The sequence below is a fragment of the Enterobacter sp. JS8-1 genome (genome assembly GCF_049187015.1).
In the GTDB taxonomy this organism is placed as follows: Bacteria; Pseudomonadota; Gammaproteobacteria; order Enterobacterales; family Enterobacteriaceae; genus Enterobacter; species Enterobacter mori.
On sequence record NZ_CP185805.1, the window covers coordinates 4,295,242 to 4,312,549 of the forward strand.

At 53.5% G+C, this 17,308-nt stretch carries 13 protein-coding genes; 10 read left to right on the plus strand and 3 right to left on the minus strand.

The window, feature by feature from the left end; genetic code table 11:
* Positions 1 to 29: 29 nt before the first annotated feature.
* Positions 30 to 1,532 (plus strand): helicase HerA-like C-terminal domain-containing protein, encoded by a 1,503-nt coding sequence (locus tag ACOQH0_RS20480; protein WP_109492456.1) that lies wholly within the window; start codon positions 30 to 32, stop codon positions 1,530 to 1,532.
* On the opposite strand, the gene ACOQH0_RS20485 is transcribed toward ACOQH0_RS20480, so the two are convergent.
* Positions 1,512 to 2,453, minus strand: a complete 942-nt coding sequence (locus tag ACOQH0_RS20485) for a TIGR01212 family radical SAM protein (protein WP_100166565.1) — start codon at positions 2,451 to 2,453, stop codon at positions 1,512 to 1,514. The two genes, ACOQH0_RS20480 and ACOQH0_RS20485, sit on opposite strands and share 21 nt — an antisense overlap.
* Before the next feature lie 687 nt (positions 2,454 to 3,140).
* Between ACOQH0_RS20485 and gltB the strand changes: the two genes are divergently transcribed.
* From gltB to ACOQH0_RS20530, 9 genes are all read left to right on the plus strand, one after another.
* Positions 3,141 to 7,601: a glutamate synthase large subunit gene (gltB, locus tag ACOQH0_RS20490; protein ID WP_316468188.1), complete on the plus strand. Its 4,461-nt coding sequence runs from the start codon at positions 3,141 to 3,143 to the stop codon at positions 7,599 to 7,601.
* A gap of 9 nt (positions 7,602 to 7,610) precedes the next feature.
* Positions 7,611 to 9,029, plus strand: coding sequence for a glutamate synthase subunit GltD (gltD, locus tag ACOQH0_RS20495; RefSeq protein ID WP_089597758.1), 1,419 nt, complete (start codon positions 7,611 to 7,613; stop codon positions 9,027 to 9,029).
* 225 nt (positions 9,030 to 9,254) lie between these two features.
* A complete protein-coding gene (locus ACOQH0_RS20500) occupies positions 9,255 to 9,917 on the plus strand; it encodes a fimbria/pilus chaperone family protein (protein ID WP_421511107.1) in 663 nt (220 codons plus the stop codon).
* A gap of 60 nt (positions 9,918 to 9,977) precedes the next feature.
* Positions 9,978 to 12,452 (plus strand): fimbrial biogenesis usher protein, encoded by a 2,475-nt coding sequence (locus ACOQH0_RS20505; protein WP_421511108.1) that lies wholly within the window; start codon positions 9,978 to 9,980, stop codon positions 12,450 to 12,452.
* A 9-nt stretch (positions 12,453 to 12,461) separates the two neighbouring features.
* Complete coding sequence (locus tag ACOQH0_RS20510) at positions 12,462 to 13,031, plus strand: hypothetical protein (protein WP_421511109.1); 570 nt, start codon at positions 12,462 to 12,464, stop codon at positions 13,029 to 13,031.
* Between the two features lie 63 nt (positions 13,032 to 13,094).
* A complete protein-coding gene (locus ACOQH0_RS20515; protein WP_421511110.1) occupies positions 13,095 to 13,769 on the plus strand; it encodes a DUF1120 domain-containing protein in 675 nt (224 codons plus the stop codon).
* An 11-nt stretch (positions 13,770 to 13,780) separates the two neighbouring features.
* Positions 13,781 to 14,488, plus strand: coding sequence for a DUF1120 domain-containing protein (locus tag ACOQH0_RS20520; RefSeq protein WP_421511111.1), 708 nt, complete (start codon positions 13,781 to 13,783; stop codon positions 14,486 to 14,488).
* Between the two features lie 42 nt (positions 14,489 to 14,530).
* The gene (locus tag ACOQH0_RS20525) at positions 14,531 to 15,205 is read left to right on the plus strand and encodes a DUF1120 domain-containing protein (protein ID WP_421511112.1); all 675 of its coding nucleotides are present in this window, start codon (positions 14,531 to 14,533) and stop codon (positions 15,203 to 15,205) included.
* Positions 15,206 to 15,216: 11 nt separating this feature from the next.
* Positions 15,217 to 15,912, plus strand: a complete 696-nt coding sequence (locus ACOQH0_RS20530) for a DUF1120 domain-containing protein (protein WP_421511113.1) — start codon at positions 15,217 to 15,219, stop codon at positions 15,910 to 15,912.
* Between the two features lie 37 nt (positions 15,913 to 15,949).
* Here ACOQH0_RS20530 and sspB read toward each other — a convergent pair whose 3' ends face one another.
* Positions 15,950 to 16,450 carry a ClpXP protease specificity-enhancing factor gene (gene sspB / locus ACOQH0_RS20535; RefSeq protein ID WP_407586369.1) on the minus strand — a complete coding sequence of 167 codons (501 nt, stop codon included), beginning with the start codon at positions 16,448 to 16,450 and terminating at the stop codon, positions 15,950 to 15,952.
* Between the two features lie 5 nt (positions 16,451 to 16,455).
* Positions 16,456 to 17,094, minus strand: coding sequence for a stringent starvation protein SspA (gene sspA / locus ACOQH0_RS20540; RefSeq protein WP_010436114.1), 639 nt, complete (start codon positions 17,092 to 17,094; stop codon positions 16,456 to 16,458).
* Positions 17,095 to 17,308: the final 214 nt, after the last annotated feature.

The following is a 17,308-nucleotide window of genomic DNA, read 5'->3' on the forward strand; positions in this document are numbered from 1 at the left end:
CCACCCAGGACAAAGAGAGGAAGCGCATCATGAGTACACCATTGTTAATTGCCCGGACGCTGGAAAAAGAGCTGTATTTACTGCCCGCGATGGCGAACCGCCACGGTCTGATCACCGGAGCGACCGGGACCGGGAAAACCGTCACCCTGCAAAAGCTGGCGGAGTCGCTTTCGGAGATTGGCGTACCGGTCTTTATGGCTGACGTGAAAGGCGATTTAACCGGTGTCGCTCAGGAAGGGACGGCCTCTGAGAAACTGCTCGAACGGCTGAAGAATATTGGCATCACGGACTGGACGCCGCACAGCAATCCGGTGGTGGTGTGGGATATCTTTGGTGAGAAAGGCCACCCGGTGCGCGCCACCGTCTCCGATCTCGGTCCTCTTCTCCTGGCGAGGCTCCTTAACCTCAACGACGTGCAGTCCGGCGTGCTGAACATTATCTTCCGTATTGCCGACGATCAGGGACTGCTTCTGCTTGATTTCAAAGATCTGCGCGCCATTACCCAGTACATCGGCGATAACGCCAAATCTTTCCAGAACCAGTACGGCAACATCAGCAGCGCCTCGGTAGGGGCCATTCAGCGTGGGTTGCTGACCCTGGAGCAACAGGGGGCCGAGCACTTCTTCGGCGAGCCGATGCTGGATATCAAAGACTGGATGCGCACCGACAGCAGCGGCAAAGGCATCATCAACATTCTGAGTTCAGAAAAGCTCTACCAGATGCCAAAGCTCTACGCCGCCAGCCTGCTGTGGATGCTCTCCGAACTGTACGAACAGTTACCCGAAGCGGGCGATCTGGAAAAACCGAAGCTGGTCTTCTTCTTTGACGAAGCGCACCTGCTGTTTAACGACGCACCGCAGGTATTGCTGGATAAAATTGAACAGGTCATTCGCCTGATCCGCTCCAAAGGCGTTGGCGTCTGGTTTGTGTCGCAAAACCCTTCGGATATCCCGGATAACGTGCTCGGTCAGCTGGGCAACCGCGTGCAGCACGCCCTGCGCGCATTCACGCCAAAAGATCAGAAAGCAGTAAAAGCCGCCGCGCAAACCATGCGCGCCAATCCGGCCTTTGATACCGAAGCGGCGATTCAGGCGTTAGGCACCGGTGAAGCGCTGATCTCGTTCCTGGATGCGAAGGGCAGTCCGTCCGTGGTGGAACGCGCTATGGTGATCGCGCCCTGCTCGCGCATGGGGCCGGTTACCGACGATGAACGCAACGGCCTGATTAACCACTCTCCGGTTTACGGAAAGTACGAAGACGAAGTGGACCGGGAGTCCGCGTTCGAAATGCTGCAAAAAGGGGTTCAGGCGACAACGGAATCGCAGGATGCGCCTGCCGCAAAAGGGCAGTCCGTCGCTGTGGATGACGGTATTCTCGGGGGGCTCAAAGACATCCTGTTCGGCAGCACCGGGCCGCGCGGCGGCAAGCGCGACGGCGTGGTACAAACCATGGCGAAAAGCGCCGCGCGACAGGTCACCAATCAGATAGTGCGCGGCATGCTGGGAAGCCTGTTAGGCGGCCGTCGCCGGTAGACGAGGAACCCACGGGCGGCCAAGCGCCGACCCCTGTACACCGTTCTCCTGTAGATAGCGGTCGATTTCCACCATCCCCGTCCAGCGGTTCTCACACCATAGCGGTGCCAGAAGCGTTGGACGGCGGGCGCTGGCGGAGATGCGGTGGTAGACAATTTCCGGCGGCGTGTGGCGAATCATCTCCCCTGCCGTCACCGTATAGTCGTCGAGCTCAATACCGCTTAACCGCCCGGCTTCCCAGGCTTTCGCCATAATGCTTCCCGTAACGATATGCAGCGGATGCAGCTTAATGCCGTCCACGCCGGTCTCAACCACCTTTTCCAGCGTTTCAAGACCATGCTGTTGACCTTCACCGGGTAACCCAACAATCAGATGCGAACAGACTTTCAGCCCACGCTCACGGGCCAGCCGCGTGGTGCGCTGGTAGCAGGCGAAATCATGACCGCGATTGATGCGGTGCAGGGTTTTGTCGTGCGCGGTTTGCAAGCCCAGCTCCAGCCAGATCTCGTAGCCTTGTTCTTTGTACTCGCTGAGCAGGTCCAGCACCGCGTCCGGTACGCAGTCCGGGCGCGTCCCCACGCACAGCCCTACGATGTTAGCCTGGCTGACCGCCTGTTGATACATCGAGCGCAGCACCTGCACCTCCGCCCACGTGCTGGTGTAGGCCTGGAAATAGGCCAGATACTGCTTCGCGCGGTTCACCAGGCTCGCCTGATGCGCGAGCTGTTCCGCGATAGAATGATGCTGCTGAGCTTCGTCAGCAAAGGACGCAACGTTACAGAATGTGCAGCCGCCGCGCCCGATGGTGCCATCGCGATTCGGGCAGCTAAACCCGCCGTGCAGCGTCAGCTTGTGAACCTTTTGTCCGTATCGCTGCAAAAGATCCCCACCAAACATATTGACTAATTTCTGTAACTGCATAATCTGATAGACCGTCCCGGAGAAAGGGGACAAGCCTGCCATTTTTAGCCTCTGTCGGCGATGACCTGGATCAATCGCCCTGGACGGCCTTTATCCATATGAATAAATACTCAAGATTACTGCAATTTCATTCACGCCACTCGTAATTACTTTTCCTTATGTTCTGATTGTTTTTTTCATTTATAGCACCACCACTGAAAAACAGTGGGTTTATGCGGGTTTGAAGTCAATGATAGATTATTATTCTGCTATAAAACGGCTATTCAGCACGCTACATTGATAATACCGCTTTCATATAGTGAGTCAGATCACACTCCGCTGCGTCCTGTCAGGGCATACAATCAATGTAAAAATAGTTAAATACCCTTTAATTACAATCAGATAAACTCTCTTTAGCACATTTTTGTATAAATAAGATTGCCATTTGACCTGTGTACCAATTCCCGATAAGTTGGAAATCCGCTGGAAGCTTTCTGGATGAGCGGCCTGCTCATCATATTTATGCAGTAATTGAGATTCCCTCTGAAGCAAGTCCTCAAACTTGTTTACCTGCGCGAAAGGATGAAAAAGAGGGCGAATGCGAGGTCCGCGTATGAAACGCAAACCCCGTCGCCATGCTCTTTCTGTGCCTGTGCGCCACGGTAAAGTTCAGTGGGAAGCCCGACGAGCCTGGGGAGGTTCACTGATATGTTGTACGATAAATCCCTTGAGAAGGATAACTGTGGTTTCGGCCTGATCGCCCACATAGAAGGCGAACCTAGCCACAAGGTAGTGCGTACTGCTATTCACGCACTGGCCCGTATGCAGCACCGTGGCGCCATCCTGGCTGATGGTAAAACCGGCGACGGTTGCGGTCTGCTGCTGCAAAAACCGGATCGTTTCTTCCGCATCGTGGCGGAAGAGCGCGGCTGGCGTTTAGCCAAAAACTACGCTGTCGGCATGCTGTTCCTGAATCAGGATCCTGAAAAGGCTGCCGCCTCACGCCGCATCGTCGAAGAAGAACTTCAGCGTGAAACCCTGTCTATTGTCGGCTGGCGCAATGTGCCAACCAACGAAGGGGTGCTCGGTGAAATCGCCCTCTCCTCGCTGCCTCGTATCGAACAGATTTTCGTTAACGCGCCTGCGGGCTGGCGTCCGCGTGATATGGAACGCCGTCTGTTTATCGCCCGCCGCCGCATTGAAAAACGTCTCCAGGACGATAAAGAGTTCTACGTCTGTAGCCTCTCTAACCTGGTGAACATCTATAAAGGTCTGTGTATGCCGGCTGACCTGCCGCGCTTCTACCTGGACCTGGCGGATCTGCGTCTGGAATCGGCCATTTGCCTGTTCCACCAGCGCTTCTCCACCAACACCGTTCCACGCTGGCCGCTGGCTCAGCCGTTCCGCTACCTGGCGCACAACGGCGAAATCAACACCATTACCGGTAACCGCCAGTGGGCCCGCGCCCGTACCTATAAGTTCCAGACGCCACTGATCCCTGACCTGCATGATGCCGCGCCGTTCGTGAACGAAACCGGCTCTGACTCCAGCTCCATGGATAACATGCTGGAACTGCTGCTGGCTGGTGGGATGGACATCGTGCGCGCCATGCGTCTGCTTGTGCCACCGGCATGGCAGAACAACCCGGATATGGACCCTGAGCTGCGCGCGTTCTTCGACTTTAACTCCATGCACATGGAGCCGTGGGACGGCCCGGCGGGCATCGTGATGTCCGACGGCCGTTTTGCCGCCTGTAACCTGGACCGTAACGGTCTGCGTCCGGCGCGCTACGTCATCACCAAAGATAAGCTCATCACCTGCGCGTCTGAGGTCGGGATCTGGGATTACCAGCCTGACGAAGTGGTCGAGAAGGGCCGCGTCGGTCCGGGTGAGCTGATGGTTATCGACACCCGCGGTGGGCGCATCCTGCACTCCGCCGAAACCGACAACGATCTGAAAAGTCGCCATCCGTACAAAGAGTGGATGGAGAAAAACGTCCGTCGTCTGGTGCCGTTCGAAGATCTGCCGGACGAAGAAGTGGGCAGCCGCGAGCTGGACGACGATACCCTCGCAAGCTTCCAGAAGCAGTTTAACTACAGCGCGGAAGAGCTGGACTCCGTCATCCGCGTACTGGGTGAAAACGGTCAGGAAGCGGTCGGCTCCATGGGTGACGACACCCCGTTTGCCGTGCTTTCCAGCCAGCCGCGCATTATTTACGACTACTTCCGTCAGCAGTTCGCGCAGGTCACCAACCCGCCGATCGATCCGCTGCGTGAAGCGCACGTGATGTCGCTGGCAACCAGCATCGGCCGCGAGATGAACGTCTTCTGCGAAGCCGAAGGCCAGGCGCACCGTCTGACCTTTAAATCGCCGATCCTGCTGTACTCCGATTTCAAACAGCTCACTACGCTGAAAGAGGATCACTACCGCGCCGACACACTCGATATTACGTTCGACGTGACCGAGGCGACTCTCGAAGAGACGGTGAATGCGCTGTGTGATAAAGCTGAACAGATGGTGCGTAACGGTACCGTTCTGCTGGTGCTGTCTGACCGCAATATCGCGAAAAACCGTCTGCCGGTACCCGCGCCAATGGCGGTGGGCGCAATTCAGACGCGTCTTGTCGATAAGAGCCTGCGCTGCGACGCCAACATCATTGTTGAAACCGCCAGCGCCCGCGACCCGCACCACTTTGCCGTGCTGTTAGGCTTTGGCGCGACGGCGATCTATCCGTACCTGGCCTACGAAACGCTGGCCCGCCTGGTGGATACCCGCGCCATCGACAAAGATTACCGCGCGGTGATGCTGAACTACCGTAACGGCATCAACAAAGGCCTGTACAAGATCATGTCCAAAATGGGCATCTCGACCATCGCCTCCTACCGCTGTTCGAAGCTGTTTGAAGCGGTCGGTCTGCATGACGATGTGGCCAACCTCTGCTTCCAGGGCGTGATCAGCCGTATCGGCGGTGCCGGTTTTGCTGACTTCCAGCAGGATCTGGTGAACCTGTCCAAACGCGCCTGGCTGGCACGCAAGCCGCTGGATCAGGGCGGTCTGCTGAAATACGTTCACGGCGGCGAATACCACGCCTATAACCCGGACGTGGTGCGCACGCTGCAACAGGCGGTTCAGAGCGGTGAATACAGCGATTATCAGCAGTACGCTGAGCTGGTAAACAACCGTCCGGCGGCAACGCTGCGCGACCTCATTGCCCTGAACCCGGGTGACGAAGCCGTCAGCATCGACGACGTAGAGCCTGCAACAGAGCTGTTCAAACGCTTCGATACCGCGGCGATGTCCATCGGCGCGCTGAGCCCGGAAGCCCACGAAGCGCTGGCGGAAGCCATGAACAGCATCGGCGGCAACTCCAACTCCGGCGAAGGCGGTGAAGATCCGGCGCGTTACGGCACCAACAAAGTGTCCCGCATCAAGCAGGTGGCATCCGGTCGCTTTGGCGTGACGCCTGCGTACCTGGTCAACGCCGACGTGATTCAGATTAAAGTCGCTCAGGGTGCTAAACCGGGCGAAGGCGGTCAGCTGCCGGGTGATAAAGTCACCCCGTACATCGCCAAACTGCGCTATTCCGTACCGGGCGTGACGCTGATCTCCCCGCCGCCACACCACGATATCTACTCTATCGAGGACTTAGCGCAGCTGATTTTCGACCTGAAACAGGTCAACCCGAAAGCGATGATCTCCGTGAAGCTGGTTTCCGAACCGGGCGTCGGCACCATCGCTACCGGCGTGGCGAAAGCCTATGCCGACCTGATCACCATCGCCGGTTACGACGGCGGTACCGGCGCAAGCCCGCTCTCCTCCGTGAAATACGCGGGTTGCCCGTGGGAGCTTGGCCTGGTGGAAACCCAGCAGGCGCTGGTGGCGAACGGCCTGCGTCACAAGATCCGTCTGCAGGTGGACGGTGGTCTGAAAACTGGCCTCGACATTATCAAGGCGGCAATCCTAGGTGCGGAAAGCTTCGGCTTCGGTACCGGCCCGATGGTTGCGCTGGGCTGTAAATACCTGCGTATTTGCCACCTGAACAACTGCGCAACCGGTGTTGCGACCCAGGACGAGAAGCTGCGTAAGAACCACTATCACGGCCTGCCGTTCAAAGTGACCAACTACTTTGACTTCATCGCCCGTGAAACCCGCGAGCTGATGGCGCAGCTGGGCGTGAAGCGCCTGGTCGACCTGATTGGCCGTACCGACCTGCTGAAAGAGCTGGAAGGCTTCACCGCGAAGCAGCAGAAGCTGGAGCTGTCTAAGCTGCTGGAAACCGCGCAGCCGCATCCTGGCAAAGCGGTTTACTGCACCGAGAACAACCCGCCGTTCGATAACGGCGTGCTGAACGCGCAGCTACTGCAGCAGGCGAAACCGTACGTGGACGACAAGCAGAGCAAAACGTTCTGGTTTGATATCCGCAACACCGACCGCTCCGTGGGTGCCTCCCTCTCCGGTTATATCGCGCAAACGCACGGTGACCAGGGGCTGGCGGCGGATCCGATTACTGCGCACTTCAGCGGTACCGCGGGTCAGAGCTTCGGCGTGTGGAACGCAGGCGGCGTTGAGCTGTACCTGACTGGTGATGCCAACGACTACGTCGGTAAAGGCATGGCGGGCGGTCTGCTGGCGGTGCGTCCTCCGGTCGGCTCAGCCTTCCGCAGCCATGAAGCGAGCATCATCGGTAACACCTGCCTGTACGGCGCGACCGGCGGTCGTCTGTTCGCAGCAGGTCGTGCGGGCGAGCGTTTTGCGGTGCGTAACTCTGGTGCTATCACCGTGGTGGAAGGCATTGGCGATAACGGTTGTGAATACATGACGGGCGGGATTGTTTGCGTAATGGGTAAAACCGGCGTGAACTTCGGCGCGGGCATGACGGGCGGTTTTGCGTACGTCCTGGACGAAGACGGTGAGTTCCGCAAACGCGTGAACCCGGAGCTGGTGGAAGTGCTGGACGTTGATACGCTGGCCATCCACGAAGAACACCTGCGCGGTTTGATTACCGAACACGTGCAGCATACCGGTTCTTCGCGCGGCGAAGAGATCCTGGCGAACTGGCCTGCGTTCTCAGCGAAATTCGCGCTGGTTAAACCGAAGTCCAGCGATGTTAAAGCCCTGTTGGGTCACCGTAGTCGTAGCGCAGCAGAGCTGCGCGTGCAGGCGCAGTAAGGAATTCAGATGAGCCAGAATGTATACCAGTTTATCGACCTGCAGCGTGTTGATCCGCCAAAGAAACCGCTGAAAATCCGTAAAATTGAATTTGTAGAAATCTACGAGCCGTTTTCAGAAGGCCAGGCCAAAGCGCAGGCAGACCGCTGCCTGTCCTGCGGTAACCCTTACTGCGAATGGAAATGCCCGGTCCACAACTACATCCCGAACTGGCTGAAACTGGCCAACGAAGGACGTATTTTTGAAGCCGCCGAGCTGTCTCACCAGACCAACACCCTGCCAGAAGTGTGCGGCCGCGTGTGCCCTCAGGACCGCCTGTGTGAAGGCTCCTGTACGCTGAACGACGAGTTCGGCGCGGTGACCATCGGCAACATCGAGCGCTATATCAACGATAAAGCGTTCGAGATGGGCTGGCGCCCGGACATGACCGGCGTGCGTCAAACCGACAAGCGCGTGGCAATCATCGGCGCGGGCCCGGCGGGCCTGGCCTGTGCGGACGTGCTGACCCGCAACGGCGTGAAGGCGGTGGTCTTTGACCGTCATCCGGAAATCGGCGGTCTACTGACCTTCGGCATCCCGGCCTTCAAGCTGGAAAAAGAGGTCATGACCCGTCGCCGTGAAATCTTCACCGGCATGGGCATTGAGTTCAAACTGAATGTGGAAGTGGGCCGCGACGTGCAGCTCGACGACCTGCTGAAGGATTACGACGCCGTGTTTCTCGGCGTGGGCACCTATCAGTCCATGCGCGGCGGTCTGGAGAACGAAGAGGCACCAGGCGTTTATGATGCCCTGCCGTTCCTGATTGCCAACACCAAGCAGATCATGGGCTACGGCGAAACTGCCGACGAGCCGTTCGTGAGCATGGAAGGCAAACGCGTGGTGGTGCTGGGCGGCGGTGATACCGCGATGGACTGCGTGCGTACGTCTATTCGTCAGAACGCGGCGCATGTGATCTGCGCCTATCGTCGTGACGAAGAGAACATGCCGGGTTCTAAACGCGAAGTGAAAAACGCGCGTGAAGAGGGCGTAGAGTTCCAGTTCAACATCCAGCCTCTGGGCATTGAAGTGAATGCCAACGGTAAAGTGAGCGGCGTGAAGATGGCGCGCACCGAGATGGGTGCACCAGATGCCAAGGGTCGTCGTCGCGCTGAGATCGTGGCAGGCTCCGAACATGTGATCCCGGCCGATGCCGTCGTCATGGCGTTTGGTTTCCGTCCTCATAGTATGGAATGGCTTGCGAAGCACAGCGTTGAGCTGGATTCACAGGGCCGTGTGATTGCACCTGAAGGCAGCGACAACGCATTCCAGACCAGCAACCCGAAAATCTTCGCCGGTGGCGATATTGTTCGCGGTTCTGACCTGGTGGTCACGGCCATTGCCGAAGGGCGTAAAGCGGCCGACGGGATTATGAATTACCTGGAAGTGTAACCCATCCTCCCGGCAGAGCCTTTCTGCCGGGTTCTTCCTCTTCTTGCAGTACCTCTCATCACATTCTTCCCTTTCGCGAATGGTTTAAGATATTTTTAAAATCTGTTTTAGATTAAGTCATTTTATCAATGGATAGAACATCCCTATCATATGAGAATAATCCAATGAATAACACCGAGAGCAGCAAGAATGAAATTCCCTATAATATTCACGGTACTTGTAAGCATGTCTGCAAGTTGTTTTTCGTCCGCCTATGCAACCGGAATGACGCCTGAATTCTCTGTGTTATTGGTTAACGCAAATGATAACGGCGCCAGTATTAATGTAAAAAATACTGATGATAAAGCCGAATTGCTTTATACAACCATTATGGACATTACCGGCCCACAAAATAACAATACAAAATTAATTGTAACGCAACCCATTGTTCGCGTTGAGGCCGGTGAAAGCCAGCGCGTTCGTTTTGTCCTTGATACGCAAAAACCCTTTACCGTAGAACAATATAAACGCGTCTCCTTTGAAGGCATCCCTCAGGCGAAGCCATCAGGAACGAAACAGATTACGGCAACTATTCGCCAGACAATTCCTGTTATCATTCGTCCGGCAAATGTTCCTGACTACGCCACCCCCTGGGATAAACTGGTCTGGAAAACAGCGGGAAATGCCCTCATTGTCAGCAATCCAAGCCCTTATGTGGTTCGTCTGTCCCAGCAGGTTAAAACCTTACCCTCAGGTAATAAAGGCATGTTGAGTAAAACATGGATCCTGCCTGGTGAAACAGAAACGATTAAAATGGAAAAAACGGTAGCAGATAGCCAGATTCAGATCTTCCCGGCATCTCGTTTTGGTATTGCTGTAAACAATTACACGACCACCATCAATAAATAACAAAACTGATAAACCAGGAATGATTTCATTACCCTGACAAGTTAAAAGCGTCATCAATATATGAAAAATGGAATTCAAGCGGGTATCTATATATATCCGTTAATGGCGTTCTCTTCTTATGGTATCGCCGCACAGCTGCCTGCTTCTTTACAAGGTAGTGGAAGTGCACAAAGCATGGATATTGCTAGTTTTGATATTACAACCCTGAAAAACAAAGGGTTGTCGCCTGAAGTCGCAGATTATTTCGCTCATGGTGCACGATTTTCGCCAGGCATTCAAAAAGTCAGTCTGATCGTTAACGGTAATGAGAAGGGAGAGGTTTCCCTTCTCTTTAATGATTCTGGAGAACCTTGTTTTGATAAAGACTTCAATGAATTCGCGGGACTAAAGACCCCAGGTATTACTATCGACAAGGAAGATAAACCAGACGCGCCTGTCTGCTACGACTATGCAGCATCATGGTCGGGTTCTATCGTTAAGCTCAAACCTGGCCAGGAAAAGCTGGAATTGGTCGTTCCGCAAGACGCACTGGATAACAGCATTAAACCGAAAAACTTCCAGACCGGTGGTACTGGCGCTCTGCTGAACTACAACATGTTTACCAGCCAGAGCCGTTACAACGGTGGTAGCACGCAATACGATCAGGGCACGTTTGAAGCCGGCATCAACGTGGCTGACTGGCTGGCACGCAGCCAGTTTATCGTCTCTGATTCAGACGGTGAGCAAGAAAGCAACGTGCTTTACGGCTACGTTCAGCACACTTTTGCCGGGTTTGAAAAGGTGATGCAGGCGGGTGCAATCAACGTGCAAAACACGCCATTCAGCCTTTCAGGTTTGAACGGTGTACAACTGACACCTGAAACGGCACTGACAGGCGAAGCCGGAAGCGGCATTACCGTCACGGGCATCGCCAGAAGCGATCAGGCGCGAGTCGAGGTTCGCCAAAATGGCGTGTTGATTATGTCCACGCTGGTGCCGACCGGGACGTTTACGCTGCGCGATGTTCCGGTAGCCAACGCCAATACCGATCTATTGGTAAACGTAAAAGAAACTGACGGATCGTCGAGTCAGTTCACGGTTCCTGCGGCAAATCTTACAGGAGCACGTCTGCGTGCGCCCGAAGGATGGTCGGTGGCAGCGGGCACGTTGCGAGACATTGATACGCGTTACAGCAAACCCTGGCTGGTTACAGCAACCAACAGCTGGCAGGTTGCATCGAACCTTAATCTCACTGTTGGGGCGATGACTGCACAAAAATACCAGTCAGCGGCGGCTAACGTAAATGTGATCCCCTTTCAGGATTTGTCGTTGTATGCCAACACCCTGAGCGCATGGGATCAACGTAACGATAACATGGGAAACCAGTTCCAGATTGGTTCGAACTACCGTTTACCCTGGAATTTATCCGTGAGTCTGTCAGGTACGCATAATACGAGCGGTTTTCGTACCCTCGTAGATACGATTCAGGACGACGATGAAACCGCTGGGGTCAAAAATAGCTACAGTGCGTCGCTAGGATGGTCAAACGCCGTGCTGGGCTCGCTTGCGGTTTCACTCTCGCAATCTGAAGGTTTTGATGATGACAGCGATTCACGTCAATCCATGCTGACATGGGGTAAAACGTTTAAGTACGTATCCGTCAACGCCAGCTGGCAGCACGCCCTGAACACACCGGATGAAAATGAAGACAATGATTATCGTGATGCTGATACGTTCTACGTCAGCATCAGTGTGCCGTTCGGTGGCCACAGCATTCAAAGCTACATGCGTGATGATGGCGAAAAAACACGCTATGGCATGCAGGCCAATGGCCCGATAACCAAAAATTCGACTTACAGCCTCACCGCTGAAAAAGGCGATCAGGAAAGCGATAAATATGTCGCTGCCGGGGTGAGCACCAATATGCACTACACCTCGCTGAGCCTGAATGCCTCTAAATCGGGTAGCGATTTTAAAAACTATTCGGCAAATATGTCAGGCGGCATCGTCGCCCACCCTCACGGAGTGACGCTTTCGCCTTATCAGGTACAGGATACCTTTAGCGTTATCTCGTTTAATGACAACGTGCCTGGAATAGAAATTTCTACCCCGCAGGGGCCAGTGTGGACAGACTTTTGGGGACAAGCCGTTTCGGCTTCGGTTACACCTTATCGGGTCAATACGCTTGAAATCAACACCGAAACGCTGCCGAAAAATATTGACGTAAATAATGGCATCAAAAAACTCACCCCGGGACACGGTTCCGTCACCCGCGTCAACTTTGGCGTGATTAAGGTGCGAAGGGCCATGCTCACATTACATTTGCCGGACGGTAAACCCGTGCCGAAAGGGGATGTGCTGGTCGATGCAAAAAATCAGTATGTGACCACCGCGGTTGACGATGGGCTGATCTTTATTAGCGATGTCGACGCGACACCCGATATCTACGCGACTGTCGATCAGCAGGGGCATCGCTGCCGTGTGCAGTTCTCGTTAGACGAGAAGGACACAGAAAGTTTTTACCAGAAAGTTAACGCGACGTGTAAGCCGGATTAGCAGGAAACCATGATGAAGAAATTAACGATTGCAGTAATGCTGCTCGGTGTAGGCGTCTGCAGCAGTGTTCACGCGGAATATACCGACTGCAATGTCCTGTTTTCCCCCGCAAATCAGGATTACGGTCGTATTCATAAAGATGAACTCAATTTTACGTCGACGGATAAAGGTCAGGCAGCCGAATTACGTAAACGCCAGGTCCAGCTGACCGTTACCTGTCCGGAGAAAGAGATATTTGACCTGACGTTTCTTGGAAATATCACGGCGAATAGCGATCTGGCCTTTTCAGATAACGGCAAAGTGGTATTAACCGTTACTAGCCTCTCGTCTGACTCAGGCAATGTTTTTATAAAACGTACGACGGGAAAAACGGTCAGCACTGAACCCGTTTCTTCCTTACGAGTTTATATGGGCGATAGGATAAAACCCGTCGACGCAGGTGGTCTTCCTCTCGCGGTGCGTAGCTTAAATGCAACACTAGAGATAGAACCTTGGTTAGGACAAAACACCTACCGCGATTTAGCGGATGACAAAAAAATTGAAAGTACTTTAACGGCTCGCATTCAACAGTCCGAATAAATTAAAACGGACTGTTATGTATTTCGTTAATCAATAAAAGCAATCCATTAAATGGAGTTATATATGCATTACAAGAAACCGTTATTCACCACAGGGACGATTGCTTCGCTGCTAGCAGTCACACTCTCCTCATATGCTGGTACCAGTGCGACCCTGACGCTCTCCGGCACCGTCACGCCTGCAGCCTGTACTATCGCCCTTTCTGGCGGAGGCACACTGACTTTTGACCCGGTCAGCATTGAAGCACTTCCCTCAACCGGCACGTACACGATGAAACCCAAAACCATCGATACCATCGTCGATTGCCAGAACACGGCTCAGGCGGTTGCCATCAGCTTTGTCGATAACCGCAAGGACTCTGTCGCAACGCATACTGATGAGCTGACCGATAGTAATACCGCCTTCGGCCTCGGTACGAATGATGACGCCCTTAAAATCGGCTCTTACGGTATCAAAATCAGCAAAGTGACGGCAGAAGGTACGCAAGGCAGCCTGCTCTCCAGTACAGGGAAAACGATGGCCAGCGCCTGGAGTTCACTGGGAGCTGACACGTTTGTTAATAACGGCACCACCGCGCAGTACATTACCTTCACCGAAACCAGCGGCTCCGCACCGGTCAGCAAGAAAAACTACACCTTCACCCTGGAAGTCACCCCGTCTATCAGCAGCGAAATGAAAGGAATCACCAGTACCGCAAATCTTGATGGCAACACCACCATCAATGTCGACTACATGTAAGGAAATAGACAATGAAAAACGGAATGTTTAAAACCTCACTGCTGGCGGGAGCAGTTGCCTTTTCTGGCCTGGCGATGGCTAATCCTTCCGCCACGCTGGCGGTGAAAGGTGAGGTGTCAACCGGAACCTGTACGGCGGTCTTAACAACAACCAATCTCGATTTAGGGAATATCAGTGCTGACAGTTTACCGACAACGAAAAGCTATAAGGTATTAAGCAACCGTGACGCTTACTTCAATGTTCGATGCTCCAGCCCATTACGAATCCAGTTATCGATCACCGATAACCGTTCGGACTCAGCCATTCCGGCGAGCGAAATAGATTCTTCCGGCACAGTGGACGGAAACGTATTGGGTTTAGGTAAAACTGTAAAAGGTGAAAATATTGGCGGTTATACCCTAATGTTGAATACTGTCTATGCTGATGTCGGTGGTAAAACAACATACATGAATGTTCTGTCAAAAAACGATGCAAAGGATGAAAACTGGCATATCGAGCCAGACAAAAGCTCAACAAAAATATCCCCCTTGAATAATACAACGGGTTTGAAAACAAAATCATATATGTCATTTGCTGAGTTAGGTAAAAACACACCTTACCCATCAACCGGTAGCGAATTTAGATTCAAAGTTAATGCCTATATTACAAGTGGATTACGTACTATTACCGACCAACAAAATATAGACGGCAATGTCACGTTCAACATTGACTATCTGTAAACGCTTCATCATTTCACCATTCTAAATAAAGGACTCTATTTAATGGAATTGAATAAAAAAATTATCGTCGGCGGAATCGGTTCAATCCTGATGTCGACAGTGTTTATAGCACACGCCGGCACCAGCGCGACCCTGACCATCTCCGGCACCGTCACGCCTGCAGCCTGTACTATCGCCCTTTCTGGCGGAGGTACACTGACTTTTGACCCAGTCAGCATTGAAGCACTTCCCTCAACCGGCACGTACACGATGAAACCCAAAACCATCGATACCACCGTCGATTGCCAGAACACGGCTCAGGCGGTTGCCATCAGCTTTGTCGATAACCGCAAGGACTCTGTCGCAACGCATACTGATGAGCTGACCGATAGTAATACCGCCTTCGGCCTCGGTACGAATGATGACGCCCTTAAAATCGGCTCTTACGGTATCAAAATCAGCAAAGTGACGGCAGAAGGTACGCAAGGCAGCCTGCTCTCCAGTACAGGGAAAACGATGGCCAGCGCCTGGAGTTCACTGGGAGCTGACACGTTTGTTAATAACGGCACCACCGCGCAGTACATTACCTTCACCGAAACCAGCGGCTCCGCGCCGGTCAGCAAGAAAAACTACACCTTCACCCTGGAAGTGACCCCGTCTATCAGCAGCGAAATGAAGGGAATCACCAGCACCGCAAACCTTGATGGCAACACCACCATCAACGTCGACTACATGTAAGGAAACCGATAATGAAATACGGAATGTTTAAAATCTCACTGCTGGCTGGCGCAATGGTCTTCTCCGGCCTGGCGATGGCTAACCCTTCCGCCACGCTGGCGGTAAAAGGCCAGGTTTCTACCGGGACCTGTACCGCTGTACTGCCCACGGCCAATATCGATCTAGGTAACATCAGCGCGGACAGTCTGCCCACCATAGGTAGCCTGGAAGCTGTATCTGATAAAGCGTTTACATTGCAGATTTCATGTACCAGCCCGTTAAAATTCCAGATATCACTCACTGATAACCGTGCCGACTCTACTATACCTGCCTCTGAGACAGCACAGGGAGCAGCTAATGAAGGGCGCGTTTTAGGTCTGGGTAAAACTAGTGACGGGGTGAATATTGGGGGTTACTTTATCGCACTGAAAAGTGTTACAACTCAAATTGGCGGAGCGGACTATCAGGATAAGCTGATTCGAAGTGCGGGAGTAGGTTCCAGCTGGTCACATATGGGAGCCAAAAAGGCTGCATCGATAAATAACACAGCGGGTGTTACTGACGATGTTTACATTGCGATGGCTAAACCCTCTACAATGGAACCTGAAGCCAGCACATCGGCAGAATTCACATTTAGAACATGGGCTTACATCTCAAGCGCTCTGCGTACAATTACCGATCAGCAAACCATTGACGGCAACGTGACGTTTAACGTTGAGTATTTGTAAGTACACAAAACAAAACAGGCCCAATGGGCCTGTTTGATTATTTTACAACGCGTAACGCAGGTCGCCCCCCGCGCGGTGGCGGCGGTTCGTCATCCGGATCGTTATCATCCTGATGGTCGGGTTTGTCACCATCAATAACGGACATCACCGTGTCGCTTTCGCGCTCCTCGGCTGCATCGTCATCATTCAGGCTGGCAACGTCTTCGTCGTATGCCGCTTCCGGCTCAAACATGGTACCCGCGCCGTTTTCACGCGCGTAGATAGCCAGTACGGCAGCCAGCGGCACAGAAACCTGACGCGGCACGCCGCCGAAACGCGCGTTAAAGCGCACTTCGTCGTTTGCCAGCTCCAGGTTACCCACCGCGCGCGGCGCAATGTTCAACACGATCTGTCCGTCACGTGCATATTCCATAGGTACCTGCACGTCCGGCAACGTCACATCCACAACCAGGTGCGGCGTGAGCTGGTTATCCAGCAGCCATTCATAGAAGGCGCGCAGCAGATACGGACGGCGTGGGGAAAGTTGTGACATTTCCACAGTCATTAGCCTCGGCCGAGACGCATTTCACGTTCCGGCTCAGTCAGAGAAGCCAGGAAAGAGTCGCGTTCAAATACGCGCGTCATGTAGCCTTTCAGCTCTTTCGCACCAGGACCGCTGAACTCAACACCCAGCGTAGGCAGACGCCACAGCAGCGGTGCCAGGTAGCAATCGACCAGGCTGAACTCATCGCTCAGGAAGAAAGGCTTCTGACCAAAGACTGGCGCGATTGCCAGCAGCTCTTCACGCAGTTGTTTACGTGCAGCATCCGCTTCAGACGACGTACCGTTAACGATAACGTTCATCAGCGTATACCAGTCTTTTTCGATACGCTGCATGTACAGGCGGCTTTCACCACGCGCAACAGGGTAAACAGGCATCAGTGGCGGATGCGGGAAACGCTCATCCAGGTATTCCATAATGATACGGGATTCCCACAGGGTCAGCTCGCGATCCACCAGCGTTGGTACGCTCTGGCTCGGGTTGAGATCGATCAGATCCTGAGGCGGGTTATCCTTTTCCACATGCTCGATCTCAAAACTGACACCCTTCTCGGCCAGCACGATACGAACCTGATGGCTATAAATGTCAGTAGGACCAGAAAACAGCGTCATTACCGAACGTTTGTTGGCAGCGACAGCCATGAAAACCTCCAGGTATATTCAGAATTTTACTGCTACCGGCCCACCAGGGCCAGCCAGATGATGTATTGCCCATCCCAGAGAAAACACATTGTTCAAGAATCGAACAAAAATCGAGTATTCACTGATATTTGGGCAGAAAATTGGATGATAGTTTACCAGATTTTGATGGCTTTGTGGTGAGGGGATTCTGGAAATGTGGAAAAAGAGGAGATAT